Source organism: Ruicaihuangia caeni (assembly GCF_029952955.1).
In the GTDB taxonomy this organism is placed as follows: domain Bacteria; phylum Actinomycetota; class Actinomycetes; order Actinomycetales; family Microbacteriaceae; genus Ruicaihuangia; species Ruicaihuangia caeni.
Window position 1 is genome coordinate 453273 of sequence record NZ_JASATX010000002.1, and the last position, 24388, is coordinate 477660.

At 67.7% G+C, this 24388-nt stretch carries 22 protein-coding genes; 11 read left to right on the plus strand and 11 right to left on the minus strand.

Annotated elements, in window-relative coordinates:
• Positions 1-55: 55 nt before the first annotated feature.
• Together QF206_RS07240 and groL are read left to right on the plus strand one after the other, a co-directional pair.
• Entirely contained in the window at positions 56-1090 is a 1035-nt protein-coding gene (locus QF206_RS07240; protein ID WP_281488537.1) for a DUF3048 domain-containing protein, read from the plus strand.
• A gap of 106 nt (positions 1091-1196) precedes the next feature.
• Positions 1197-2819 carry a chaperonin GroEL gene (gene groL, locus QF206_RS07245; protein ID WP_281488538.1) on the plus strand — a complete coding sequence of 541 codons (1623 nt, stop codon included), beginning with the start codon at positions 1197-1199 and terminating at the stop codon, positions 2817-2819.
• Between the two features lie 167 nt (positions 2820-2986).
• Here the strand turns inward: groL and QF206_RS07250 are convergent, their stop codons facing one another.
• The 3 genes from QF206_RS07250 to QF206_RS07260 all read right to left on the minus strand — a co-directional run bounded on the left by QF206_RS07250 (position 2987) and on the right by QF206_RS07260 (position 5834).
• On the minus strand, positions 2987-3277 hold the full coding sequence (locus QF206_RS07250; protein WP_281488539.1) for a WXG100 family type VII secretion target: 291 nt from the start codon (positions 3275-3277) through the stop codon (positions 2987-2989).
• Between the two features lie 101 nt (positions 3278-3378).
• Positions 3379-5121, minus strand: coding sequence for a sensor histidine kinase (locus QF206_RS07255; RefSeq protein ID WP_281488540.1), 1743 nt, complete (start codon positions 5119-5121; stop codon positions 3379-3381).
• A 23-nt stretch (positions 5122-5144) separates the two neighbouring features.
• The gene (locus QF206_RS07260; protein WP_281488541.1) at positions 5145-5834 is read right to left on the minus strand and encodes a response regulator transcription factor; all 690 of its coding nucleotides are present in this window, start codon (positions 5832-5834) and stop codon (positions 5145-5147) included.
• Between the two features lie 247 nt (positions 5835-6081).
• Between QF206_RS07260 and QF206_RS07265 the strand changes: the two genes are divergently transcribed.
• Genes QF206_RS07265 through QF206_RS07275 form a run of 3 tightly spaced genes read left to right on the plus strand, consistent with a single transcriptional unit; the run spans position 6082 to position 9032 of the window.
• Positions 6082-7305, plus strand: a complete 1224-nt coding sequence (locus tag QF206_RS07265) for an NAD(P)/FAD-dependent oxidoreductase (RefSeq protein ID WP_281488542.1) — start codon at positions 6082-6084, stop codon at positions 7303-7305.
• Entirely contained in the window at positions 7298-8236 is a 939-nt protein-coding gene (gene folP / locus QF206_RS07270; RefSeq protein WP_281488543.1) for a dihydropteroate synthase, read from the plus strand. The genes QF206_RS07265 and folP overlap by 8 nt, the downstream gene beginning before the upstream one ends.
• Positions 8229-9032, plus strand: coding sequence for a pyrimidine reductase family protein (locus tag QF206_RS07275; RefSeq protein WP_281488544.1), 804 nt, complete (start codon positions 8229-8231; stop codon positions 9030-9032). Before folP ends, QF206_RS07275 begins: the two co-directional genes overlap by 8 nt.
• Before the next feature lie 452 nt (positions 9033-9484).
• Here QF206_RS07275 and QF206_RS07280 read toward each other — a convergent pair whose 3' ends face one another.
• The 4 genes from QF206_RS07280 to QF206_RS07295 form a co-directional block, all read right to left on the minus strand.
• Positions 9485-11116 (minus strand): DNA repair helicase XPB, encoded by a 1632-nt coding sequence (locus QF206_RS07280; RefSeq protein WP_281488545.1) that lies wholly within the window; start codon positions 11114-11116, stop codon positions 9485-9487.
• Between the two features lie 157 nt (positions 11117-11273).
• Positions 11274-11414: a hypothetical protein gene (locus QF206_RS07285; RefSeq protein WP_281488546.1), complete on the minus strand. Its 141-nt coding sequence runs from the start codon at positions 11412-11414 to the stop codon at positions 11274-11276.
• Positions 11415-11530: 116 nt separating this feature from the next.
• Positions 11531-13150, minus strand: a complete 1620-nt coding sequence (locus QF206_RS07290; RefSeq protein ID WP_281488547.1) for a helicase-associated domain-containing protein — start codon at positions 13148-13150, stop codon at positions 11531-11533.
• A complete protein-coding gene (locus QF206_RS07295) occupies positions 13137-13397 on the minus strand; it encodes a hypothetical protein (protein WP_281488548.1) in 261 nt (86 codons plus the stop codon). The genes QF206_RS07290 and QF206_RS07295 overlap by 14 nt, the downstream gene beginning before the upstream one ends.
• Positions 13398-13470: 73 nt before the next feature.
• On the opposite strand from QF206_RS07295, the gene QF206_RS07300 reads away from it, so the two are divergent.
• Positions 13471-13851 carry a cold-shock protein gene (locus QF206_RS07300; protein ID WP_281488549.1) on the plus strand — a complete coding sequence of 127 codons (381 nt, stop codon included), beginning with the start codon at positions 13471-13473 and terminating at the stop codon, positions 13849-13851.
• The gene (locus QF206_RS07305; RefSeq protein WP_281488550.1) at positions 13844-14533 is read left to right on the plus strand and encodes a DUF3027 domain-containing protein; all 690 of its coding nucleotides are present in this window, start codon (positions 13844-13846) and stop codon (positions 14531-14533) included. Before QF206_RS07300 ends, QF206_RS07305 begins: the two co-directional genes overlap by 8 nt.
• Positions 14534-14658: 125 nt before the next feature.
• Here QF206_RS07305 and serC read toward each other — a convergent pair whose 3' ends face one another.
• The gene (serC, locus tag QF206_RS07310) at positions 14659-15774 is read right to left on the minus strand and encodes a phosphoserine transaminase (protein WP_281488551.1); all 1116 of its coding nucleotides are present in this window, start codon (positions 15772-15774) and stop codon (positions 14659-14661) included.
• Between the two features lie 128 nt (positions 15775-15902).
• Between serC and QF206_RS07315 the strand changes: the two genes are divergently transcribed.
• The 3 genes from QF206_RS07315 (at position 15903) to QF206_RS07325 (ending at position 18480) form a co-directional block, all read left to right on the plus strand.
• Positions 15903-16595, plus strand: a complete 693-nt coding sequence (locus QF206_RS07315; protein WP_281488552.1) for an iron-dependent transcriptional repressor DtxR — start codon at positions 15903-15905, stop codon at positions 16593-16595.
• A gap of 378 nt (positions 16596-16973) precedes the next feature.
• A complete protein-coding gene (locus QF206_RS07320) occupies positions 16974-17606 on the plus strand; it encodes a C40 family peptidase (RefSeq protein WP_281488553.1) in 633 nt (210 codons plus the stop codon).
• 376 nt (positions 17607-17982) lie between these two features.
• Positions 17983-18480, plus strand: a complete 498-nt coding sequence (locus QF206_RS07325) for an HNH endonuclease (RefSeq protein WP_281488554.1) — start codon at positions 17983-17985, stop codon at positions 18478-18480.
• 93 nt (positions 18481-18573) lie between these two features.
• Here the strand turns inward: QF206_RS07325 and QF206_RS07330 are convergent, their stop codons facing one another.
• The 3 genes from QF206_RS07330 to QF206_RS07340 form a co-directional block, all read right to left on the minus strand.
• Positions 18574-19851: a TRAP transporter large permease gene (locus QF206_RS07330; RefSeq protein WP_281488555.1), complete on the minus strand. Its 1278-nt coding sequence runs from the start codon at positions 19849-19851 to the stop codon at positions 18574-18576.
• Positions 19848-20525, minus strand: a complete 678-nt coding sequence (locus QF206_RS07335; protein ID WP_281488556.1) for a TRAP transporter small permease — start codon at positions 20523-20525, stop codon at positions 19848-19850. Before QF206_RS07335 ends, QF206_RS07330 begins: the two co-directional genes overlap by 4 nt.
• Positions 20526-20675: 150 nt before the next feature.
• Positions 20676-21170, minus strand: coding sequence for an Lrp/AsnC family transcriptional regulator (locus tag QF206_RS07340; RefSeq protein ID WP_281488557.1), 495 nt, complete (start codon positions 21168-21170; stop codon positions 20676-20678).
• A gap of 79 nt (positions 21171-21249) precedes the next feature.
• On the opposite strand from QF206_RS07340, the gene QF206_RS07345 reads away from it, so the two are divergent.
• Positions 21250-24231, plus strand: coding sequence for an aminotransferase (locus QF206_RS07345; protein ID WP_281488558.1), 2982 nt, complete (start codon positions 21250-21252; stop codon positions 24229-24231).
• Positions 24232-24388 lie beyond the last annotated feature (157 nt).

Consider the following 24388-nt stretch of genomic DNA (forward strand, 5'->3'; position numbering starts at 1 on the left):
AGGCTCGCCCAGACCAACGCCGTCCGGTACGCCGGGCGGCGTTAGTCTTGCCGTCGTGCAAGGATTTCGTCGTCGCGCGAGTCTGCTCGTTCCCACCGTCATCCTCGCGGCGGCGCTCGTGGGCTGCAGCTCCGCTGAACCCGCGGTGGAAGAGCCCGAGCCGACGTGGCACTCCGACTATGAGGCGCCGCCGCCCGTGTCGATCGCGCCGCTGACCGGCGTAGCCGTCGAGGGGTCAGGAGCTGGGGGGCCGTCGCTGGCCGCGAAGATCGACAACCACCCGGCTGCGCGGCCGCAGATCGGACTGGCACAGACCGACATCGTGTTCGAGGAGCTGGTCGAGGGCGGGTTGACCCGCTATGTGGCGGTCTGGCAGTCCCACCTGCCGCCGGTGATCGGGCCAGTGCGCTCCATCCGGCCCATGGACCCCGACATCATCTCTCCGCTCGGCGGCATGGTCGCCTACTCGGGCGGGCAGGAGCGCTTCGTCGCGATGATGAAGCAGGCTCCCGTCTACAACGCCATCCACGGCCAGTCCGACACTGCGTCGACCTTCTACCGTGCAAGCGATCGCCGCGCCCCGCACAATGTGCTCGTCAAGGCGCCCGAACTCGTGGCGCAGCACGCGGAGCTGCCGCCGCCCGCGCAGTACTTCGCGTTCGCTGCCGATGCGGCATCGTCGACCGCCGCCAAGGAAGGCACTCCGACCGCCGGCATCGCGCTGGTGTTCGGCAGTCTCGGGGCGCCTTCCTGGACCTGGGATGCTGCGGCATCCGTTTGGACCCGCTCGATGACGGGCGGCGCTCCCGACACCGACGAGACCGGCGCACCGCTCACCGCGGAGAACGTCGTGGTGGTGCGCGTGCCCGTGACCGTGAGTCAGGACATCCCGAAGACCGAATCCATCGGCTCGGGCGAGGCGTGGGTCTCGAGCGGTGGCGCCACCGTGCATGCCACTTGGCACAAGGGCTCGGCGACGGAGCCCATCCGCCTCATCGATGACCACGGTGTGACCGTGCGGCTCGCCCCGGGCAACACCTGGGTCGAGCTCGTGCCGACCGCCGGCTCCGCCACCTTCACCGCCCCGTAGGCCGCTTGCACTCGCATGTGCTGAGTGCTAAGAATGTGTTGGCACTCCATTGCGTCGAGTGCCAAATCACTGCTTTGGGAACGTCCGGGAGGGACGAGAAACACACATGGCGAAGATCATTGCTTTTGACGAAGAGGCCCGTCGCGGCCTCGAGCGCGGCCTTAACACCCTGGCCGACGCTGTGAAGGTCACGCTCGGCCCCCGCGGTCGCAACGTCGTGCTCGAGAAGAAGTGGGGCGCCCCCACCATCACGAACGACGGTGTGTCGATCGCCAAGGAGATCGAGCTCGACGACCCGTACGAGAAGATCGGCGCCGAGCTCGTCAAGGAGGTCGCGAAGAAGACCGACGACGTCGCCGGTGACGGCACCACCACCTCGGTCGTGCTCGCCCAGGCGCTCGTGCGCGAGGGCCTTCGCAACGTGGCCGCCGGTGCCGACCCGATCGCTCTCCGCCGCGGCATCGAGAAGGCCGTTCAGGCCGTCTCCGAAGAGCTGCTCTCCTCGGCCAAGGAGGTCGAGACCAAGGAGGAGATCGCTGCCACCGCTTCGATCTCGGCCGCTGACAGCACCATCGGTGAGCTCATCGCCGAGGCGCTCGACAAGGTCGGCAAGGAGGGTGTGGTCACCGTCGAGGAGTCGAACACCTTCGGCACCGAGCTCGAGCTGACCGAGGGAATGCGGTTCGACAAGGGCTTCCTCTCGGCCTACTTCGTCACCGACCCCGAGCGTCAGGAGACGGTCTTCGAAGACCCGTACATCCTGATCGTCAACTCGAAGATCTCGAACATCAAGGACCTTCTGCCGATCGTCGACAAGGTGATCCAGAGCGGCAAGCAGCTGCTGATCATCGCTGAGGACGTCGACGGTGAGGCGCTTGCGACGCTCGTCGTGAACAAGATCCGCGGCATCTTCAAGTCTGCTGCCGTCAAGGCTCCCGGCTTCGGCGACCGCCGCAAGGCCATGCTTCAGGACATCGCGATCCTCACCGGTGGTCAGGTCATCAGCGAAGAGGTCGGCCTCAAGCTCGAGAACGCCACGCTCGACCTGCTGGGCCGCGCCCGCAAGGTGGTCATCACCAAGGACGAGACCACCATCGTCGAGGGTGCCGGCAACACCGACCAGATCGAGGGGCGCGTCAAGCAGATCCGCCAGGAGATCGAGAACACCGACAGCGACTACGACCGCGAGAAGCTGCAGGAGCGTCTGGCGAAGCTCGCCGGCGGTGTTGCAGTCATCAAGGCCGGTGCCGCCACCGAGGTGGAGCTCAAGGAGCGCAAGCACCGCATTGAGGACGCCGTGCGCAACGCCAAGGCAGCGGTTGAGGAGGGCATCGTCGCCGGTGGTGGCGTCGCGCTCATCCAGGCCGGCCAGAAGGCCTTCGACAACCTCGCGCTCGAGGGCGACGAGGCGACCGGTGCGAACATCGTTCGCGTCGCGATCGACGCGCCGCTGAAGCAGATCGCACTGAACGCCGGTCTCGAGCCGGGCGTCGTGGTCGACAAGGTGCGCAACCTCCCCGTGGGTCAGGGCCTCGACGCCGCGACCGGTCAGTACGGTGACATGCTCGCTGCAGGCATCGCCGACCCGGTGAAGGTGACCCGCTCGGCGCTGCTCAACGCGGCTTCGATCGCCGGTCTGTTCCTCACCACCGAGGCTGTCGTGGCCGACAAGCCGGAGAAGAACGCGGCCCCCATGGGCGGCGACCCGACGGGTGGCATGGACTTCTAGTCCTCATCGTTCGCTCTACGGCGAAACAACGCCTGAGGGGCGGCTCCGCAAGGAGCCGCCCCTCTCGTCGTTCCAGCATCTGTGCCGCGTTTCAGCATCTGTGCCGCGTTTCAGCTTCCGTGCCGCTTGTTCACTGATGGGCGGATGCTGACGTCGCACGCCGCGCGCTACTGGCGGAAGAGCGCGGCGTTCGCGGCCTCGGCCTCGGCGTACTGCCGGCCCGCGGCTGCGAGTGCCGCCTGTAGCGCCTGAGCGTTCTGCTCCACCAATTGCTGCGTCTGGCGCCAACCGGCTACCGCCTGCTGAAACGCCGCTGCGGCCTGCCCCGTCCACGACCCGTTCAGCCCGCTCAGCTGGGCCATCAGAGTCGCCGAATCCGCTTGAATCCGTTCGACGACCGCGAGCGCCGACTGCTGGGTCATGAGCACTTCATCGCTGTCCACCTGGAACCGGGACATTGCTTCGCCTCCTCCTGCGGCTGCAGCCGCTGACAGCAAGCCCGGCCGCTCCGAGCTCGCCGCCAGAGACTAGGCAGCGTCACCGACTGGGCGGATCCCTGTCACTCAGGGGAGGAGACGGAAGGCGGAGGCGCGTCGTTGTTGAGGGGTGCTTCGACAGCCTGGGTGCGCTGGCCTCCCGACGCGCTGCCGGGGGCGGCAGCATCCGTTCGTTGGTGTGCTGAAGCCAATGGCAGCCACACCTGGATAGTGGCCCCTCCGCCGGGAGTGTCGACCACATCGACTGTGCCCCCGTGGTTCTTCACGATCGCTGCGACGATGGCCAGGCCGAGGCCGGTCCCACCCGTCTCGCGTGCCCGCGAGGTGTCGGCCCGCCAGAAGCGCTGGAAGATCTTCTCCCGGATCTGAGGCGGGATCCCTTCGCCGTGATCGACGACGGCGAGCATGGCCATGCCGCGCTGCTCATCCACGCGCACGGCGATCTCGATCGGGCTGCCCTCCGGCGTGAAGCGGATCGCATTGCCGATGAGGTTCGTCACCACCTGACGGATCTTGTTCTCCTCGGCCCACACCACGGCCGGTACATCTCCGGGGTCCGGTGTGGCGATCACGGCGCCCACGGCGGCGGGCGGTGCCGGTCGCGGCCTCCGGCGGAGCTTCGCGAGCGTCGCACCCGCGCGCCCGATCGCGCCCGTGGCAGGCGCGGGTGCGGGTACGCCAGGCTGGCCGGGGCCGGCTGCGGCCGGCTGTCGCGGTGCGGGCGGCTCGACCACCACGGTCACCGCACGGTCGGGGGCATAGGCTGCCGTATCGAGGGCCGCGTCGTTGGCGATCGGCACGAGGTCGACAGGCGCGAGCTGCAGCGGCTTCGCCTCGTCGAGCCGCGCGAGCGCGAGCAGGTCTTCGACGAGCTCACCCATGCGCACCGCTTCCTTCTCGATGCGCTCCATCGCCTGTGCGACGTCTTCTGGCGAGCGCAGCGCGCCCATCCGGTACAGCTCTGCGTAGCCGCGCACCGAGACCAGCGGGGTCCGCAGCTCGTGGCTGGCATCGCCGATGAAGCGGCGCATCTGCTCGATGGTTCGTGCCCGGTCCTTGAACGCGCTGTCGATGCGGCTGAGCATGGCGTTCAGCGACCGATTGAGCCGGCCCACTTCGGTGTTCGGAGGCGTAGCCCCGCTGATCCGCTGGTCGAAGTCACCGTCGGCGAAGCGAGCTGCGGTCGCCTCCACCTGCCTCAGCGGCGCGAACGTCGTCGTGACGAGCAGTCGTGTGAGGGCGGCGGCGAGCACCACCACATTGATGCCGAAGAAGAAGAAGATGGCGCCGAACTGCGAGATGATGCCGTTGGTCTCGCGCAGGTTCATGCCCACCACGAAGATCACGTAGTCGGCCGTGAGCTGGGCCGGCACGATGGTCGAGACGACTCGCCACTGCCCGCTGCCGTCGGTGCTTCCCAGGGTGAACGGCGCACCGGATGCCGCCGTGACGCCGCCGAGTGTCAGCCCGCTGACATCGGGGGTCTGCGCGGCCGCGTCGCGGTTGTCGCAGAGCAGCTTGCCGTCAGGGGTGACGATGGCGGTGTAGTACGACTCGGTGATACCAGACGTCGTCTCGCAGCGGAGCGCTCCGCTTGCCGATAGCTCGAACGTCACGCGGGTCTGGAACTGCGTCGAGGAGCTCGTCAGCTTCTTGTCGACCTCGTCGACGAGATACGCGCGCAGCACGCTGATCGTGCCGGTTCCTGCGACGAGCAGTCCGAACGTGACGAGCAGCACAGTGACACCGGTGACCTTGGTGCGCAGCGAGATGCCGCTCCACCACCTGGTGAGCCGGGCGTGCATGGGGATGGGGCGACCCTTCCGGGTCAGGCCTTGACCTTGAGCATGTATCCGAAGCCGCGCTTGGTCTGGATGAGCGGTTCGCTCGAGAACTGGTCGAGCTTGCGGCGCAGGTACGAGATGTAGCTCTCGACGATCCCGGCATCCCCGTTGAAGTCGTATTCCCACACGTGGTCGAGGATCTGCGCCTTCGACAGCACGCGGTTCGGGTTCAGCATCAGATAGCGCAGAAGCTTGAACTCGGTGGGGCTCAACTCCACGGCGGTGTCTCCGACGACCACCTCGTGCGTGTCCTGATCCATGGTGAGCTCGCCGGCACGGATGACGGCCTCTTCGTCGCCCTGCATGGTGCGACGAAGGATCGCCTTGATGCGCGCCACGATCTCATCGAGGCTGAACGGCTTGGTCACGTAGTCATCGCCACCGACGGTGAGTCCCGTGATCTTGTCCTCGGTGTCGTCCTTGGCCGTGAGGAAGAGCACGGGCGAGGTGTACCCCGAGGCGCGAAGGCGCTTCGTCACGCCGAACCCGTTGATGTCCGGCAGCATCACGTCGAGGATGATGAGGTCGGGCTCTTCTTCGATCACGGCAGAGATCGCTTGTGCGCCGTTGGCGACAGCCCGAACGTTGAACCCCGCGAAACGCAGGCTCGTGGTCAGCAGGTCACGGATGTTCGGTTCGTCGTCGACGACGAGAATCTTTGGCCCCTCGGTCATATGCGCCATTCTCTGCGAGTTTCCTGGATTGCCGCTGAGCGTTATCGGAACGCGCCGGATGCGTCAGCCGCATCCGTTCTGTCCACTCTGACCCCGATCGTGCGAACTGACTGCCCTTGAGGTCGACTCCGCTCTCGACAGCGAACATGAGGAGTCATAGAGTCAGCACCAAGCGCCTCGCCGCGAGTGAAGGCGCTGGTCGCGACCCGAGCGGCAGCGACCTCGGTTCGCGCGTGGGGAGCACGGCATGGGAACTGATCGCTTCGTCATCGTGGGAGGCGGTCTCGCCGCCGTGAACGCCGCTGAGACCCTTCGCGACGAGGGGTTCGACGGCGACATCGTCATCATCGGGGCGGAGAAGCACCTGCCCTACGAGCGACCACCGCTCTCGAAGGGGTACTTGCTCGGACAGGAGCCACGCGAGAAGGCGTTCCCGCACTCAGCAGCCTGGTACGCCGAGCACGACGTCGACGTAGTCTCCGAGGCCCGGGCAGTGCGGCTCGACGTCGGCGCGAATCGGCTCACCTTGGCTGACGACGAGAAGGTCTCGTACGACAGACTCCTCATCGCCACCGGCGCAGACCCTCGACGCATCGGGATTCCCGGGGTCCACGCGCGAGGCGTGCACTACCTGCGCTCGATCGACGACAGCGAGCATCTCCGCGACGCCCTCAAATCAGGCGATCACCGAGTGGTGCTGATCGGTTCCGGCTGGATCGGGCTCGAGCTCGCGGCCGCCGCCCGCACGTACGGCAACGAGGTGACGGTGGTCGGTCGCGACAAAGTGCCGCTCGACGGCCCGCTCGGAACGGATCTCGGCACCATGTTCTTGCGACTTCACCAGGAGCACGGCGTGGTCTTCGAGCTGGAGTCCGAGCCGCAGGAGTTCGCCGAGGCCGACGGTCAGGTCACCGGCGTCGTCGTTGACGGACGCACGATTCCGGCGGATGTGGTGATCGTCGGGGTCGGCGTGGTGCCCAATGTGGAGCTTGCCGAGCACGGGGGGATCGAGGTCAAGAACGGCATCGTGGTCGACGAGCACATGCGCACCAGCGATCCCGATGTGTTCGCTGCAGGTGACGTCGCGAGCGCCTACCACCCGGTCATCGGGCAGCACATGCGCAACGAGCACTGGGCCAACGCCATCGACACCGGCAAGACGGCCGCGAAGTCCATGCTCGGCATCCGGGCGTCGCACGACGGCATCCCGTATTTCTTCACCGATCAATACGATCTCGGCATGGAGTACTCGGGGTATCCGCCATTGACGAAGGATGCTGAGGTGATCGTCCGCGGCGATCGCGAGAAGCGCGAGTTCGTCGCGTTCTGGCTTGCTGACGACCGGGTCGTCGCCGGTATGAACGTGAACGTCTGGGACGTCAACGAGCAGGTGCAGGAACTGATCCGCTCAGCGCGCGCAGTCGACCGCACCCGACTGCAGGATCCCTCGGTAGCGCTCGCCGATGTCTGAGCCGGGCGCACTCGTGAGCGTGCCGACCGGCGGGTTCATGCTGCCGGAGCTGCGCGAGCCGGTGCGCATCATCGGTGCACGCCGCTTCGACTTCGACCGGCAGGTCGCCGTGATGGCGATCGTCAACCGTACGCCGGATTCGTTCTACGACCAGGGAGCGAACTTCGCGCTCGACGATGCGGTTCGGGCGTCGCTGCGCGCCGTGGAAGAGGGCGCGGACTGGGTCGACATCGGGGGAGTGCCGTTCGCCCCGGGTGCCCCGCTCGCGGCTGACGACGAGCTCGCGCGCGTGCTGCCGGTGGTCGAGAGGGTGGCGGCGGCATCCGATGTCGTCATCTCGGTCGACACGTTCCACGCCGCAGTGGCCGAACGCGTCATCGCGGCGGGCGCCGCGGTGGTGAACGACACCACCGGAGTCAGCGACCCTGAGATGCTACGGGTCGTCGCCGACAGCGACGCCACGCTCGTCATCGTGCATAGCCTTGCGCGGCCGCGCTCCTGGTTCCCGCGTCCGCAGTACGGTGACATCGCTCGCGAGGTGCGCGAGTTCTTGCAGCAGCGGGTCGAGGCGGCGCTCGACGCCGGCATCCCCGAGTCGCGCATCGTGATCGACCCCGGGCACGACCTGAACAAGAACACCCTGCACTCGCTCGAACTCACGAGGCGTCTGGGCGAGATCACCGCGATCGGGCTGCCCACCATGGTGGCGCTGTCGAACAAGGACTTCATCGGCGAGACGCTCGACGCGCCCAAGCAGGAGCGGCTCGAGGGGTCGCTGGCAGCGGCGGTGCTGTGCATCGCGCAGGGCGCGCGCATCGTGCGCGTGCATCAGGTGCACCAGACCGTCGCGGCCGTGCGGATCACCGAGGCTGTGCTCGGGTTTCGCGAGCCTGCCTACCTCAAGCACAACATGGGCGATCGCAATGAGTGACGCCCGACCGGATGCCGGGAGCACCGATGCCGAGCGAGACGACCGCATCTCGCCCCTCGGCGACTCGGGTGCGCCGCTCACCGATGAGCAGTTGCTCGATGCGTATCGCGTGGGGGATCGCTCGACCACGTGGCTGCGCGCGAACTTCGTGACGAGCCTCGATGGGGCCGTCACACGTCAGGGGCGCTCGGGCGGGCTCGGCGACGCGGCGGATCGGCGGGTGTTCGCGCTGCTTCGAAGGCTCGCCGACGTGGTCCTCGTCGGTGCAGGCACCGTGCGAGTCGAGGGCTACGCGGGCGAGCTGGTCGACGGGCGTGCGGCGCAGTGGCGTGAGGCGCACGGTCTGTCTCGGCACCCGGCCTTCGCGATGGTCTCTCGAGCGCTCGATCTCGATCCGGCCGGGGCTGTGTTCGAGCGCTCGCCCGTGCGGCCCATCATCGTGACGCAAAGCGCGGATGCCGCCGACCCCGCGTGGCAGCGTCGGAAAGACGCGCTCGCCGACGTGGCCGACGTGCTCGTCTGCGGCCACGAGGGGCTCGATGCCGCCGAGATGCGACGGAGCCTCGCTGAGCGGGGGCTGCCGCAGATCCACTGCGAGGGCGGTCCTTCGCTGTTCGGCTCGCTCGTCGCGCAGGGCGCCGTCGACGAACTGTGCCTCACGGTCTCGCCCACCCTCGAAGCCGGCACCGCCGGGCGCATCACCCACTCGGAGGCGGCTCGACCCACCGACATGCGGCTCGCGAGCGTGCTGCGGGGCGGCGACACCCTGCTGCTGCGCAGCGTGCGCCACGGCTGAACCCGGCATCCGCTCCGCGTGCGGCTGGTGCGGCATCCGCCCCGCGTGCGGCTGAGCCTGTATCCGTCCCGCCGCGCGGCTGCTGAGCCGGGCATCCGTGCCGCGCGGCTACTGAGCCGGGCATCCGTCCGCGTGACTGCTGCGCCGGGCATCCGTCCCGCGTGACTGCTGCGCCCGGCATCCGCCCCGCCCCGCGGCTGCTGAGCCCGGCATCCGCCCTCCAACCCCACCGAGATGCCAGTTTCTGCTGCGATTTCGGCGAAACAGCAGCAGAAACTGGCATCTCGGCGAAGACAAGAGGGCGCGGGGAGGGGAGGGGAGGTGGGAGCGGGGAGGGCGCGGAGAGGGCCCGGAGAGAGCGGGGAGGGCGCGGAGAGGAGCGGGGAAGGGGCGGAGAACGGAGAGGGGGCGGAGAGCGGCGAGGGCGCAGAAAGGTGCCAACGCTCGCGCGGCTAGAGGTCGTGGGCGTCGATGATCTCGTAGCTGTAGCCCTGTTCGGCGAGGAAGCGCTGGCGGTTCTGCGCGTAGTCCTGGTCGACGGTGTCGCGGGCCACGAGGGTGTAGAAGTGCGCCGGCAGTCCGCTCTCCTTCGGCCGCAACAGCCGCCCGAGCCGCTGCGCCTCCTCCTGCCGTGAGCCGAACGACCCCGACACCTGGATGGCGACGGTCGCCTCGGGCAGGTCGACTGAGAAGTTCGCGACCTTCGACACCACGAGCACCTTCAGCTCGCCCTCGCGGAACGCATTGAACAGTCGCTCCCGCTCGTCGACGGGCGTGCTGCCGGTGAGCTGCGGTGCGTCGAGTGCCTCGCCGAGCTCGGCCAGCTGATCGAGGTACTGCCCGATCACCAGGATGCGCTCGCCCTCATGCTTTGCGAGCAACTGCTTCACGACGTCGAGCTTCGCCGGGGTGCTGGCGGCGATGCGGTAGCGATCATCGTCGGCGGATGCCGCGTACTCGAGCCGCTCGTCATCACTCAGGTCGATGCGCACCTCGTGGCAGAGCGCCGGCGAGATGAAGCCCTGGGCCTCGATCTCCTTCCACGGCGCATCGAATCGCTTCGGTCCGATCAGCGAGAACACATCGCCCTCGCGGCCGTCCTCGCGCACGAGCGTCGCGGTGAGCCCGAGCCGGCGGCGCGCCTGCAAGTCGGCGGTGAGCTTGAACACGGGAGCGGGCAGCAGGTGCACCTCGTCGTACACGATGAGGCCCCAGTCCTTGGCATCGAGCAGCGCAAGATGCGCGTAGGCGCCCTTCCGCTTGGCCGTGAGGATCTGATACGTCGCGATGGTCACGGGCCTGATCTGCTTGACCTGCCCCGAGTACTCGCCGATCTCGTCTTCGGTGAGCGAGGTGCGCTTCAGCAGCTCGTCGCGCCACTGCCTCGCCGAGACGGTGTTCGTCACGAGAATGAGCGTCGTCGTGTCGGCTTCCGCCATCGCGCCCGCACCGACCAGGGTCTTGCCGGCGCCGCAGGGCAGCACGACCACTCCCGAGCCATGCTGGAAGAAGTTGTCGATCGCTTGCTGCTGGTAGCCGCGCAGCGCCCAGCCGTCTTCAGCAAGGTCGATGTCGTGCGGCGTGCCCGGCGTGTATCCGGCGAGATCCTCCGCGGGCCAGCCGAGCTTGAGCAGCTGCTGCTTCACCTCGCCGCGCGCCCACGGTTGCAGCACGAAGGTGTGCTCGTCACGTCGCTCGAAGAGCAAGGAGGCGACCGCCTTGGCGCGCGTGACCTCGCGGAGCGCTGCGGCATCCGTTGCGGTCAGCGTCAGCACTCCTTCGGCATCGCGCTCGATGACCAGCCGTCCGTAGCGGTCGATGGTCTCGGCGATGTCGATCGCCACGGTCTGCGGCACGGGGAACTTGCTGTACCGCTCGAGCGTGCCGAGCAGTTGCTCGGCGGTGTGCCCAGCGGCACGCGCGTTCCAGAGTCCGAGGCGCGTGATGCGGTACGTGTGCACGTGCTCAGGGGCGCGTTCGAGCTCTGCGAATACGGCGAGCTCGTGGCGGGCGTCGGCGGCGTCGGGGTGCGCGACTTCGAGCAGCACTGTGCGGTCGCTCTGCACGATCAAGGGGCCGGTCATTGGGCAGCCAGTCTACGCGGCAGGTCCTGCGTACTGCTGCGGTGCTCGACCAGACCGCGACACTACGCGAATCACCACTCGCCACCGCAGCCAGTCCACAATTGCGTAGTTTCGGCGGGGTCAGAGCGCGGGGCGGTGGTGCACGAGCCGATGGGGTTCAGGAGCGCTCGGTGACCGCCGTGATGTGCGAGAGCGGCAGAGTGCGCTCGACATCCGCCGTGCGGTCGCGAGCCCGCAGCCGTCCGCCGGCGAGCCCGGTCGGCTGCAGCGCATACTCGACCTCGTCACCGTGGGGCATGCGTACGGTCACCGAGACCTCGGCCTTGGCGCGGATCGCGAGCTCGAGCTGTCGGGCCAGCCACGCCTGCTCGGCCGCATGCGGGCTGCGCGCCTCGCTCTCGCGGAGCCTTGCGATCAGTTCCCCGATGGTGTCGGATGCGTCGGCTCCACCGCCGAGCCGCGGTGCCGCTCGGGGCGCACCGGCGGCTCGACAAGTTCCTCATCGCGCTCGAACGCCACCGGATAGCGGGCATCGCTCAACGCCCAGTACACCGCCGCGGGGGCGGCCCGGCTGAGCAGTCGGTGCGTGCCGGTCCGCTGCAGCCGCAGTGCCACGAGTGACTGGTCGACCTCTATCGCCGCGAGCAGGGCTGCATCATCGCTCCGCACATATGCGAGCGCGGCCCGGTGCCCTTCACGCTGCTCGGAGGTCTCGCCGACTCGCACCGACCCGTATCGGCGTGCCGTCTCATCGACGAGGTACGCGAGCGGTTGCGGCACGCCGGTGAGCGACAGTCGCTCCAGCGTGGCGCGGATGCTGTCGGCGCTGCCGCCCGCCGCCAGCGCCCGCGTCACGCTCTCGCGATTCACGCGATAGGTCGCCGCGATGCCCGGTGCCACCACGTCGGCGATGGCGCGCAACTCGGCCTCGAGATCGGGGCGCAGCGGACCCGGCGCGATGACGGTCAGGTCGTGCTGCACATAGACGCCCTCGATCGGTGCGGGGAATGCGCTCTCGAGCGCACGCGCGGCCGCCTGCGCTCCCTCGAGCGCGAGCGCTGCGGCAGGCCGGGTGAGCATGCCGCCGCCCGAGAAGCCGAGTGCGTCGGCGAGTTCCGCGTCGTGCGCGAGGCGCGTTCTCGTGGGCTTGTCAGCCGCCGGGTACAGCCAGCGCAGATGGGCCAGCGTGCCGATCCTCCACGCCTGGCGCGCGCGCTCGCGCAAGCCCTTCCGCGTGGCGGGGCTTTGGCTGTCGAGCCACGTGCCGGCCAGTCGCGCCCAGCGCTCCGGGCCCGACGCTCTCAGCCAGTCGTGCGCCTCGGTCGAGGGCGCCCACCCCGCGGCGGTTCGCTCCACCAGCGCACCCGCGAGAGCGAGCCGACGCAAGAGTTCGATGCGCTCGATCGGCACCGCGGCCGCTTCTGCCAGGCGCTTCGCGTCGGGCAGCGCGATGCCACCGCGAGCCAGGGGGCGGGCGGGTTGCCGGGCGAGCTCCCAGAGCAGTTCGGTGAGCGCGACGACGACGCCCGTGGCTCGCTCGATCGCGAGTCGCTCAGCAGCATCCCGCTCTGCTGAGTTCACGGGTGCGAGCGGAATAGGAGGATGCGGTGCTCGGAGCGCATCGAGAGTCAGCCCGTGCGCGGCGAGGTCTGCCAGTGCGGAGCGCACCGGATCGGGAACGCTGAAATCGCCGCCGTGCCGCTCGACGAGCGCAAGGTCGAGCGCGCGCGCGATCGCGTCGTCGCCGGCCTCGCCTTCGACCGCTGACTCGCCCTCGATCAGTGCCGCTCCTTCAAGCCCTGCCCCGCCACTGCGCTGGGCGACCGCCGCCAGCGCGGCGAGGGCGAAGCGATCGAGGCCGGCGAGTGTCGCCCGCACCGATTCCGGCGTGAGCAGAGCTTCGGCCAGATCGAAGAAGTCGCGGATGCCGGTGGCATCGACGCGGCGCGATGTCAACAGCCCGCGCAGCGCCTCGTCGTCGGAGGCTCTGAGCTGCGCGGCGAGCGTCAGTGCCGACGGGCTAGCGTCCGGCATCCCTCGAGGCCTTGCCGCGCCGCCGCGCGCTGAGGATCAGCAGTGCGACGATGAGCACGAACCCGATCGGCAGCCCGACGTAGGGGATCCATGCGACGATCGGCCAGAAGCCGCTGCCGAGATCGGCGTGCGTGAGCGTGCCGACGATCATGGCGACGAAGCACAGCAGTGCGACTCCGATCACCACCGCGACGAGCGTCGAGAAGACGCGTTCGAGCCGGCTCGGATTGTCATCGCGCTGTGCCACGAGATCAAGGATAGGCGCAGGGGGCAACGGCTAGGCTTGGTGCTGATTTCCATCACATCAAGGAGTGCCAGAGATGCCTACCGGCAGGGTCAAGTTCTACGACGAGGAGAAGGGCTTCGGCTTCATCGCTTCGGATGACGGCCAGGAGGTCTTTCTGCATGCATCCGCGCTGCCGGCCGGTGTGACCGTGAAGAGCGGCACGCGGCTCGAGTTCGGCATCGCCGATGGCAAGCGGGGCGCTCAGGCGCTCTCCGTCCGCGTGCTCGAGGCGCCTCCGAGCCTGACGAAGATGAAGCGCAAGCCGGCCGACGACATGGCGATCATCGTCGAAGACCTGGTGAAGCTGCTCGACGGCATCGGCGCGGCGCTGCGCCGCGGCCGCTACCCGGAGGGCGCTCAGGCGCACAAGGTCGCAGCGGTGCTGCGTCGGGTTGCGGACGATCTGGATGCGTGACCCGGTCGATATCGCGCGCGCAGCTCTCTTCGAGATCACCCCGCAGGAGACCGTCGGGGGTGTCATCGCCCGCGAAGACGGCGACGATGGCCTCATCACCGTTCGCTTCGCCAATGCCTTGCCCGGCTACCCCGGGTGGCACTGGGAGGTGAGCCTCGCCGCGGTTGGCGACGAGGCACCGACGGTGCTCGAGGCCGAACTGTTGCCTGGCGACAGCGCGCTTCTCGCGCCCGAGTGGGTGCCGTGGTCCGAACGGCTCGAGGAGTGGCGAGCCGCGCAGGCCGCTGCCGAAGAGGCCAAGCAGGCGGATGCCGAGGGTGACGGCCCGGTCGACTCCGACGGTGCCGAGCACGACGATGACCACGACGAGGACGAGCACGACGACGACTTCGGCGACGACCCGTTCGATGGGGTGGACATCGACGAGCACCACGATGCTCATGGGGACACGGACGACGACGCTGATTCCGATGATGACTCGGACGACGACGACTCGGACGACTCCGATGACGATTTCGACGACGAGGACGACTCGGACGACGACGAGGACGACTTCGACGACGACGATGACCTCGACGACGACGACGACGACGACGACCACGACGACGACCACGACGACGAAGACGCCTCCGATGAGGACGACGATGAGTCGGACGATGACGAGGACGGCGACGAGGCCTGATCACCGGGGCCCTGGATGACGCGCGTAATCCGACTGTTCAACGATTACGGAGCGACGTTCCCTCTGTGGGGCGAACTCGGCTTGCTGGAGTCTGACGAACTTCCGCTGAGCCGGGCACCGCGGAGTCAGCCGAGGCGTTCGACGATGTACTCGATGGCGCCGATGAGCGTGCGCACGTCAGCCGGGTCGATGGCGGTGAAGGTTGCGATGCGCAGCTGGTTGCGGCCGAGCTTGCGGTAGGGCTCGGTGTCGACGATGCCGTTGGCGCGCAGCGTCGAGGCGATGGCCGCGGCGTCGATGGCATCGTCGAAGTCGATGGTCACGACCACCTGGGAGCGGTGCTCGGGGTTCGACACGAACGGACGGGCGTAGTCGACCGCATCCGCCCACTCGTACAGCGCGTTCGACGACTCGCGCGTGCGAGCATCCGCCCAGCTCAGACCGCCCTCGGTGTTGATCCAGTCGATCTGGTTCTCCATGAGCAGCAGCGTGGCAAGCGCGGGGGTGTTGAGCGTCTGGTTCTTGCGCGAGTTGTCGACAGCCTGCTGCAGGCTGAGGAACTCGGGAATGTAGCGATCGGATGCCGCGATGCGCTCGATCCGCTCGATCGCCGCCGGCGAGACCAGCGCGAACCAGAGCCCGCCGTCCGAGGCGAAGTTCTTCTGCGGGGCGAAGTAGTAGACGTCGGCCTCGGCCGCGTCGAAGTCGATGCCGCCCGCAGCGCTGGTCGCGTCGATCACGGTGAGCGCGCCGGCATCCGCGTGCACGCGCTTCACCGGTGCCATGACACCCGTCGAGGTCTCGTTGTGGGGCCAGGCGTAGACATCGACGCCCTCGACGATCTCGACCTCGGCTCGCGAGCCGACTTCAGCCTTGACGACGTGCGGTGCTTCCAGCCACGGAGCGGCGGCGGCCTTCGCGAACTTGCTGCTGAACTCGCCGAACGCAAGATTCTCGGCCCGACGCTCGATCAGGCCGAACGCGGCGGCGTCCCAGAACGCGGTCGCCCCGCCATTGCCGAGCACGACCTCGTAGCCCGCCGGCAGACGGAAGAGCTGAGCGAGACCTTCACGCACCCGGCCGACGACGTCCTTGACCGGGGCCTGACGGTGTGAGGTGCCGAGCACATCGGCATTCGCCGTGAGGAAGGCGACTTGGTCGGCCCGCACCTTCGACGGCCCGCAGCCGAAGCGTCCATCGCGGGGGAGGTGTTCTGCCGGAATCTGAAGGGGCGTCGCCATGCAGCGATTCTACGGCGCGCACAAGGCCCGGCCCATCTCACGCCACCTCCGCCGCTGTGCCGTCCGGCCCGGGATGTGGCGCCCGACAACTAGGCTGGATGGCATTGAGGATCGACCGGGGAGGATTGATGACGGATCTCGTCGACACGACTGAGATGTACCTGCGCACGATTCTCGACCTCGAAGAAGAAGGAATCATCCCGCTGCGGGCGCGCATCTCCGAGCGCCTCGGCCATTCGGGGCCGACCGTCTCGCAGACGGTAGCCCGCATGGAGCGGGACGGGCTCGTCGTCGTGCAGGGAGACCGGCACCTGAGCCTGACCGGTGAAGGACGCCAGCGCGCCACGAGCGTGATGCGCAAGCATCGCCTGGCTGAGCGGCTCCTCGCCGATGTGATCGGGCTCGACTGGGCATACGTGCACGATGAGGCCTGCCGCTGGGAGCACGTGATGAGCGAGCAAGTGGAGCGCCGACTGCTCGACCTGCTCGGCAACCCGAGCGAGTCGCCGTACGGGAATCCGATTCCCGCGCTCGATGAATTCGCCGAAGACCCATCGAGCCGGTTCCTGGAGGGCGTGGAGAACCTGCTCTCGCGCGTCGCCGCCCAACCCGAAGCTTCTACCGCAGTGATAAAACGGCTCGGTGAGCCGGTGCAGGTCGACCCCGAACTGCTCCAGCAGTTGTATCAAGCCGGCGTCCGCCCGGGCTCCGAGGCGACGATCGCCGCGTCGGGCACCTATGTCGCCGTGCAGGTGGACGGCTTCGGCCCAGGCCTCGATCTGCCGAACGAGGTCGCGGCCCACATCTACGTCGCACTCTAGAGCGAGCGTTCTGTCTACCCCTTGGTAACGCGGTGTTTCGACCCCCGTTACCTGTGAATCTCCTGCAATTCGTTGCCGTTTCGTTACTTTCTCGGGGTTTCGCCTGTTTTCGGCCAGTCGCCCTCCGCTACGGTGATCAGGTCTTTCGCGCCATTCCTCGGCGAAGGATGTCGGTCTGCGGCGTTTCGTGTTCCCGTCCCGCAGCCCGAGAATCCACCACTCTGAGACGGGCAGTCACGGGCTGACGAAGCGCAGGAGGTCACACTCTTGACGACCAGCACCCGCCGCGCGACCCGAGCGCGAACCACTGAACCCCAGAAGACAACCCGAACCGCAATCACTCGAACGCTCCGTCAGAACATCGCGAGCGTCGCAGTGATGGGACTCGCGGTGCCCGGTCTCTTCGCGACCGCAGTGCTGCCCGCGTACGCCACCACAGCCGACGAGCCGGGCGACAAGAGCGCCGTGCGCGTTGTCGAGCACAAGCCGCAGACGCTCGACGTCTCCGAAGCCACTCTCGCGTCGATCTCCGCCACTGATCGCGACGGCTACTCGATCACCCTGCCGCCACCGCCGCCGCCCGTCGTGACTCGGGCCGCAACCCCTGGCGCGGCCAAGAGCGGGATGTCGGTGGGACAGGCGCTCGCGAACCCGCCGTACCCCAACTTCAGCCTCGACTCGGTCGTCGCGGTCGCCCAGCAGTACATCGGAGTGCCGTACCGCTTCGGAGGCGCCGACCCGTCGGGCTTCGACTGCTCGGGTCTCGTCATGTACGTCTACGCGCAGCACGGCATCTCGCTGCCGCACTCGGTGCGGGCGCAGGCCTCGCTGGGCACTCGCATCTCGCGCGAGGACGCCCGCCCCGGCGACATCGTCGTGCTCGGCGATCTGTCGCACAACGGAATCTGGCTCGGCAACGGCATGATCCTGGACGCGCCGTACGCGGGGAAGACCGTGACGTCGCGCCCGCTCTGGACCGACAACTACTTCATCATCCGCGTGGGCATCTGACACCGTCAGCACAGCCGGCCGTTGTCAGGTGAGGTGCTCGCGCGCCTCGCCTGTCGCTTTGGGGGTGAAGCCCCCTCGAGGTCGTTGAGCGTCGCCCGTGGGGCTTCACGGGCGACGTGCCGTACTCTGGTGCATTGGAGCACTCGAAGCACTTCGGGAGGTCGGATGAACCGGCGAGCGCTGACTCAAACCGTGGGTCGCTGCGCGCGCGGGCTCATACGCCGCGGCAGCTGGACGTGCGTGCGATTGGGCGCGCACTCGACTCGGGCATCGTTCTTGTGACGATGCCCTTTTTTGTTGCCACCGGGTGCCTGGAGAGCTCCGTACAGCATGTCGAATGCCTGCAAGCCGTGCAGGCCGTTTCGAGGGGAGCCTGATGCGCACCTTGGTACTCAATGCCGGTTATGAGCCGCTGTCTGTCGTGTCGTTCAAGCGCGCGCTGCTCCTGGTCATGAACGAGAAGGCGACTGTGCTCTCGAGTGATGCCGAGCACCCCGTCATCGGGGCGTCGTGCTCATGGGAGCGACCCTCGGTCATCCTGCTTCGCCGCTATGTGCGTCTACCGCAGGCGCGCTCGGTCGCAGTGTCACGTCGCGGCGTGCTGAGGAGAGATGGACATCGCTGTGCGTACTGCGAAGGCGGCGCCACCACAATCGATCACGTCGTTCCGCGGTCACGAGGGGGCGGCGACAGCTGGGAGAACCTCGTCGCCTGCTGTCTGAAGTGCAACAACGTCAAGGGCGACCGCACACCGGCGGAGATGGGGTGGAGGCTGCGCGTCAACCCGAGGCCGCCCTTCGGCACGTCCTGGCTGATGAGCGGAGTCGAGCGCGCAGAGCCCGACTGGGAAACGTACCTGGGCACGGCGGCGTAGCGCCGGGAAGCCCGATGCGCGCCACCGTGGCGCCGGGAAGCGGGACCCAGGCCGCCGTGCCGGTCGCCATCGCAACCCCGGCCCTTGTCGTCGCTACATGCCGCCTGGCAGCCAGGTGGAGAACGCCGGCACGTAGGTGATCAGCATGAGCAGGCCGACCATCGTCAGGTAGAACGGCAAGAAGGCCTTCACGAGCTCGCCCATGCGCACCCCGGTGATCGCCGTCACCGTGTAGAGCGTGCTGCCGAGCGGCGGGGTGATCGACCCGATCGTGACGTTCAGCACGATGATGATGCCGAAATGCACCGGATCGACGCCCATTCCGACCGCGATCGGCGCGAGCACGGGCGTCATGATGATCATCAGGCTCATCGCATCGACCACGGCGCCGAGCAGCAGGAGCAGCAGATTGATGATGAGCAGCAGGATGAGGGGGTTCTCGGAGATCGACTCGAGCAGTCCGCTCAGCTGCTGCGGCAAGCGCTCGTAGGCCACGATGATGCTGAACACGGCTGCGGCCGCGAGGATCACCATGAGCATGCCCGAGGTGAGCGCGGCATCCACGATGATCTTGGGCAGATCGCGCCAGGTGATCTGCTTGAAGATGAACATCGAGACGATCAGCGCGCAGATGACGAAGATCGCGCTGAGCTCCGTGGGTGTGAACACGCCCATTCGCAGGCCGACGAGCAGCAGCACCGGCATGAGGATCGCGGGGAGCGCCTGCCAGAAGCTCGCAGCCATCTCACCGAGCCGCGCTCGGCGGTCTCGTGCGCGGGGATGGTTGAGCACGCTCGCGAGCACGCGCACCGCGATCGTGAGCGCGACAGCGATCAGCAGTGCCGGCACCACACCGCCGAGGAACAGCTTGCCGATCGAGACGTCGGCGAGCACGCCGTAGAGGATCAGACCGATGCTCGGGGGCAGGATCGGTGAAATGGTGCTCGAGACAACGGTGAGCGCCGACGCATAGGCGTTCGAGTACCCGTGCTTGCGCATGATGGGGACGAGCACCTTCGAGTCGATGGCAGCATCCGCCTGGGCAGAGCCAGACATCCCACCGATGAAGAGGCTGTTGAGCACGTTCACCTGCGCGAGCCCGCCGCGGAAGTGCCCGACGAGTGTCGCGGCGAAGCCCATGAGCCGCTCGGCGATGCCGCCGCCGGCCATGATGCTGCCCGCGAGGATGAACATCGGGATCGCGAGCAGCGGGAACGACTCGAGGCCGCTCGTCATGCGCTGAACGATGACGTTGAGCCCGGTGGGCTCGTTCAGGATGTAGATGAGCGAGATCGCGAGCAGTGCGAGGAATACCGGTACGCGCAGTGCCAAGAGCACGAGCAGCACCGCGAGCAGGATGATGAGGGTCAACGGTCGCTCCCTTCATCGGAATCCGCGGCTTCGGTGGGGCTGCTGGCAGACCGTCTCGGGGTGTCGCCCCGCGTGCGGCCCCCCGCGAGCTCGGAGTCGACTCGGCGGAGCGCCCGGGTATCCGGGTCTTCGATCTCCTCCGACTCGATCGGGCTCGCGTAGCGCCGGTAGCGAGGGTCGCGCACGCCGAGCAGCGCCCGCACGAGGAATACCGCCGAGTGCACCATCATGAGCGCGAGACTGATCAGCACGGCGAGTGTCACGAACGATTTCGACATGCCCGTTGCGGGCAGGGCCGTGAAGCGTCCGGTGAGGAAGTACTCGGTGGCCGCCCACAGCAGCACGCCGAGGATCACGAGTGTGATCGTCTCGACGACCACATCGAAGATCGCGATGGTGCGGGGCTTCACCCGGTTCACCAGGAAGTCGATGTTGATGTGCACTCCGCGCCTGGCGACACCGGCAGCGGCCAGATAGACGAGCCAGACCACGCAGATCAGGGCTACTTCTGAGGCGCCGGTGATCGGGCTGTTGAAGCCGTAGCGCATCACTACGTCGGCTGAGATGATGAGTGCCGTGGCGGCCAGCAGCACGCCGGGTACGTACTCTTCGACCACGAGCAGGAGGCGCGGAATGCGCCGCTCGCGACGGAACAGGGGATAGGTCTTGGGCACGGGACTTCCTTCACGGCATCGTGATCGCCGGTGTCCCTCGCGCGGAGGGTCGGCCGGATCAGCCTGACGGCCGACGCAGGTTAGATGACTCAGAACACCATAGTTGTATCGATTCGAGAATGAGAATCGGCGCTCAGTGTCGTTTTCTGATTATCTAGTGCCCCATTGGAAGCGGTGGGTATGGATTGCGTAGTACTGGAAGGTCTCGGTGCGAGCGACGCCCGGCACCCGCTTCACCTTGCGCGTGATGACGTCGAAGAGCGCGCTGGAGTCTTCGGCGATGACCTCCACGAGCAGGTCGAACGACCCCGAGCTCGCGACCACGTAGATGACATCGTCGATCGCGTCGAGGGCCGCGGCGACCTCGGTGACGTCGCCGTCGCCATTCACCTCGATGCCGATGAGGGCCATGCTGCGGTACCCGAGCTTCAAGGGGTCGGTCACGCCGACGATCTGCAGCACGCCGCGCTCCTGCAGGCGGACGACGCGCCGGCGAGCCCCGCCCGGAGTGAGCCCCACCAGCTCGCCGAGTTCGGCATAGCCGAGGCGGCCGTCCTCCTGCAGCGCGGTGATGAGCGTGCGGTCGATCTCGTCGAGGCGCTCGTCACGGGAGCTCTCGGGGGTGTGGGCAGCGCCGTTGTTCATGTGGTTCCCATTTGATTTATCATCGAACTGATGAGTGCTGTCACTTTTCATTACTCATCGCTCCTGTCTTGTACCGAATATGCATCACGCGCGCGATTGGGATGAATTGACCACAGTGTTCGACTTCTTCGAGGGCCGCACGCTCGTACGCCCAGACGTCTCCAGGGCCGAGGCTGAGCTGATCGCCGCCGAGCTCTTCGGAGTCTCCGGTGAGGCACGGGAGCTCGGTAGCAATCAGGACCGCAACTTCAAGATCGATAGCCCCGGGCCCCAGGGCGTCATCAGCGTGCTGCTGAAGTTCGACAATAGTGCGTTCTCGGAACAGGAGATTCGAGCGCAACACCAGGTGTTGCAGCGGCTCGCCGAGCGAGGCATGAAGGTGCCGGTTCCGGTCGCGAGTCGCACGGGCGACACCGTCTGCGCGTGGACCACTGAAGACGGCCGCGAATTGCGAGTACGCATGCTCACCTTCATCGAGGGCGCATCACTCGTCGATCAGGGGTATCTCTCGCGCGCGGTCATCGAGCGGCTCGGAGCGCTCTCTGGCACGGTAGTGCACGAGCTCGCCGGCCACCGCGACGAAGCGCTCGAGCGCACGCTGCAGTGGGACCTCCGAAACGCCACTCGGGTCATCGAGCGCTTGCTTCCCGATGTGGCGGACCCCCTGCGCCGCGGCCGCCTCGAGGCGGTCGGCAGCGCGGCATCCGCCCGTCTGGAACTCGTCGCCGATCGGTTGACGGTGCAGGCGATCCACGGAGATCTGACCGACGACAACGTGATCGGCACCCGGGATGCCGCGGGCCGCATCGTGCCCGACGGCATCATCGACTTCGGCGACCTCGCCTATGGCTGGCGCGTGGCCGAACTGGCGGTGACCGTGGCCTCGATCCTGCACCACCGGTCCGACGAGCCCTTGGCGGTCTTCGACGCGGTGCGTGCGTTCGACCGCATCGTGCCGCTGAGCGATGAGGAAATCGGCGCGCTCTGGCCGCTCGTGGTGCTGCGCGGCGCCGTGCTGGTTGTCAGCGGCGAGCACCAGGTGCGCCTGGAGGCCTCGAACGAGTACGCGCTCGAGCGCATGGAGCACGAGTGGACGGTCTTCGAGGCGGCCGCAGGGATCGATTGGGACGAGGCCGAGGCGGCGATCCGTGCGGCGCTTGGTCGTGAGCCGAAGCATCCGCTCGGAGCGGGGCCGTTCCACCCGATGCTGCCCGCCCTGCACTCCGCGGGTCACCGCATCATCGACCTGAGCGTGACGAGCCCGCTTCTGCACGAGGGCAGATGGCGGCAGCCGGATGCCGAGGAGCAGCTGGCTCGCGCTGCGCTCGCCGAGGCGCCTGCCGCCGTGTTCGCCTACGGCCAGCACCGCTTGACGCGAAGCGATCGACCGGCGGCCGCAGAGCCCGCCACATTCGCGCTCGTCACGGAGGTGTTCCTGCGGCAGGAAGCCGTGCTCGAGGCTCCGTTCGACGGAGTGCTCCGAGCGGTCGGGGGCGGTGTCGAGCTGGCCGGTGACGCGGGCGTCGTCCGGATCGAGGGTGACGTCGCTGTCGACGAGACAGCCCTGGCTGACTGCGGAGTCACGGTGGCCAAGGGCCAAGGCTTCGGCACGCTGGCTCCAGTGGATGGCCTCGCGCGGGCGACGATCTCGTGGGCGCGCGCCGACGGCATCCGTGTGCAGGCCTTCGTCGTGCCGAGCAGGGCTGCTGCGTGGGCGCACCTCACGGGCGACCCGGCGGAGCTCCTCGGCATCGACCGGGTGGCAGGGTTCGACCCGGTCGCCGAGCATGAGCGCCGGGAGCGCGTGTTCTCGAGTGCCCAGGAGCGCTACTACGAGCGGCCCCCGCAGATCGAGCGCGGGTGGCGCGAATGGCTGGTCGACACCGACGGCCGGGCGTACCTCGACATGGTGAACAACGTCTCGGGTGTCGGGCATGGGCATCCGCGCCTCGCAGAAGCGGTCAACCGCCAGTTGCTCACGCTCAACACGAACTCGCGATTCCTCTACCGCTCGCTCGCTGATTTCACCGAGCGACTCCTCGAGCACTCGCCCGACCCGTCGCTCGACACCGTGCTGCTCGTCAACAGCGGCACTGAGGCGGTCGACTTGGCGATGCGGCTCGCGCAGCTGCACACCGGGCGGCGCGACATCATGGCGATGCGCGAGGCCTACCACGGCTGGTCGATGGCGGCGGATGCCGTCTCCACCTCGGCGTACGACAACCCCAACGCGCTGCTGAACCGCCCTGATTGGGTGCACGTGACTGACGTGGCGAACACGTACCGCGGGAAGTACCGGGGGGCAGACGCCGGGGAGCGCTACCTCGAAGACTTCCGCGCGCAGCTCGCGGAACTCGACGCCTCGGGCGTGCAGCTCGGAGGGTTCATCTGCGAATCGATCCTGGGCAACGCCGGGGGTGTGCTGCTTCCCGAGGGCTACCTCGACGCCGTGTACCGCGAGATCCGTGCCCGCGGCGGGGTCTGCATCGCCGACGAGGTTCAGGTGGGGTACGGACGTCTGGGCGACCACTTCTGGGGCGTCCAGCAGCAGGGTGTGGTGCCCGATGTGATCGCGATCGCCAAGGCGATGGGCAATGCCTACCCCCTGGGCGCCGTGATCACCCGCCGTGAGATCGCGGAGTCGCTTGCCCGCGAGGGGCACTTCTTCTCGTCGGCCGGAGGCAGCCCGGCGAGCGCCATGGCAGGCCTCGCCGTGCTCGACGTCATGCGCGACGAGGGGCTGCAGCAGAACGCGTCCGAGGTCGGCGCCTACCTGATCGGTGAAGTCGAGCGCCTGGCGCGGCACCAGCCGATGATCGGCGCGGTGCATGGCATGGGGCTCTATGTGGGCATCGAGCTCGTGCGCGATCGCGACACACTCGAGCCTGCCAAGGAGGAGACCGCGCGCATCTGCGAGCGGCTGCTCGAGCTCGGCGTCATCATGCAGGCCACTTCAGAACGGCAGAACGTGCTGAAGGTGAAGCCGCCGCTGTGCCTCGACCGCGAGAGCGTCGACCACTTCGTGGCCATGCTCGACCGGGTGCTCACCGAGGGCTGGTAGATCGCGCGATCCTGGCGTGGGCTGCGCTCGGATTGGTAGGCCAACCGTCTCGGCGCTGCATAAACATCACGATTTGCGTATTTGTCGCTACGAATCGTCATCGAATGTCTCGAAATGGTACTGTTCAGTAATCACAGCCTGTCCCGCGCCGCGTCCA

Coding starts and splice junctions, on each gene's coding strand:
- folP (WP_281488543.1), top strand. CDS start 7,298: ATGTCTGAGCCGGGCGCACTCGTGAGCGTGCCGACCGGCGGGTTCATG.
- QF206_RS07275 (WP_281488544.1), top strand. CDS start 8,229: ATGAGTGACGCCCGACCGGATGCCGGGAGCACCGATGCCGAGCGAGAC.
- QF206_RS07345 (WP_281488558.1), top strand. CDS start 21,250: ATGCATCACGCGCGCGATTGGGATGAATTGACCACAGTGTTCGACTTC.
- serC (WP_281488551.1), bottom strand. CDS start 15,774: ATGGCGACGCCCCTTCAGATTCCGGCAGAACACCTCCCCCGCGATGGA.
- QF206_RS07340 (WP_281488557.1), bottom strand. CDS start 21,170: ATGAACAACGGCGCTGCCCACACCCCCGAGAGCTCCCGTGACGAGCGC.
- QF206_RS07280 (WP_281488545.1), bottom strand. CDS start 11,116: ATGACCGGCCCCTTGATCGTGCAGAGCGACCGCACAGTGCTGCTCGAA.
- QF206_RS07290 (WP_281488547.1), bottom strand. CDS start 13,150: ATGCCGGACGCTAGCCCGTCGGCACTGACGCTCGCCGCGCAGCTCAGA.
- QF206_RS07300 (WP_281488549.1), top strand. CDS start 13,471: ATGCCTACCGGCAGGGTCAAGTTCTACGACGAGGAGAAGGGCTTCGGC.
- QF206_RS07265 (WP_281488542.1), top strand. CDS start 6,082: ATGGGAACTGATCGCTTCGTCATCGTGGGAGGCGGTCTCGCCGCCGTG.
- QF206_RS07250 (WP_281488539.1), bottom strand. CDS start 3,277: ATGTCCCGGTTCCAGGTGGACAGCGATGAAGTGCTCATGACCCAGCAG.
- QF206_RS07320 (WP_281488553.1), top strand. CDS start 16,974: ATGGGACTCGCGGTGCCCGGTCTCTTCGCGACCGCAGTGCTGCCCGCG.
- QF206_RS07255 (WP_281488540.1), bottom strand. CDS start 5,121: ATGCACGCCCGGCTCACCAGGTGGTGGAGCGGCATCTCGCTGCGCACC.
- QF206_RS07325 (WP_281488554.1), top strand. CDS start 17,983: ATGCGCACCTTGGTACTCAATGCCGGTTATGAGCCGCTGTCTGTCGTG.
- groL (WP_281488538.1), top strand. CDS start 1,197: ATGGCGAAGATCATTGCTTTTGACGAAGAGGCCCGTCGCGGCCTCGAG.
- QF206_RS07305 (WP_281488550.1), top strand. CDS start 13,844: ATGCGTGACCCGGTCGATATCGCGCGCGCAGCTCTCTTCGAGATCACC.
- QF206_RS07285 (WP_281488546.1), bottom strand. CDS start 11,414: ATGCCCCACGGTGACGAGGTCGAGTATGCGCTGCAGCCGACCGGGCTC.
- QF206_RS07315 (WP_281488552.1), top strand. CDS start 15,903: ATGACGGATCTCGTCGACACGACTGAGATGTACCTGCGCACGATTCTC.
- QF206_RS07260 (WP_281488541.1), bottom strand. CDS start 5,834: ATGACCGAGGGGCCAAAGATTCTCGTCGTCGACGACGAACCGAACATC.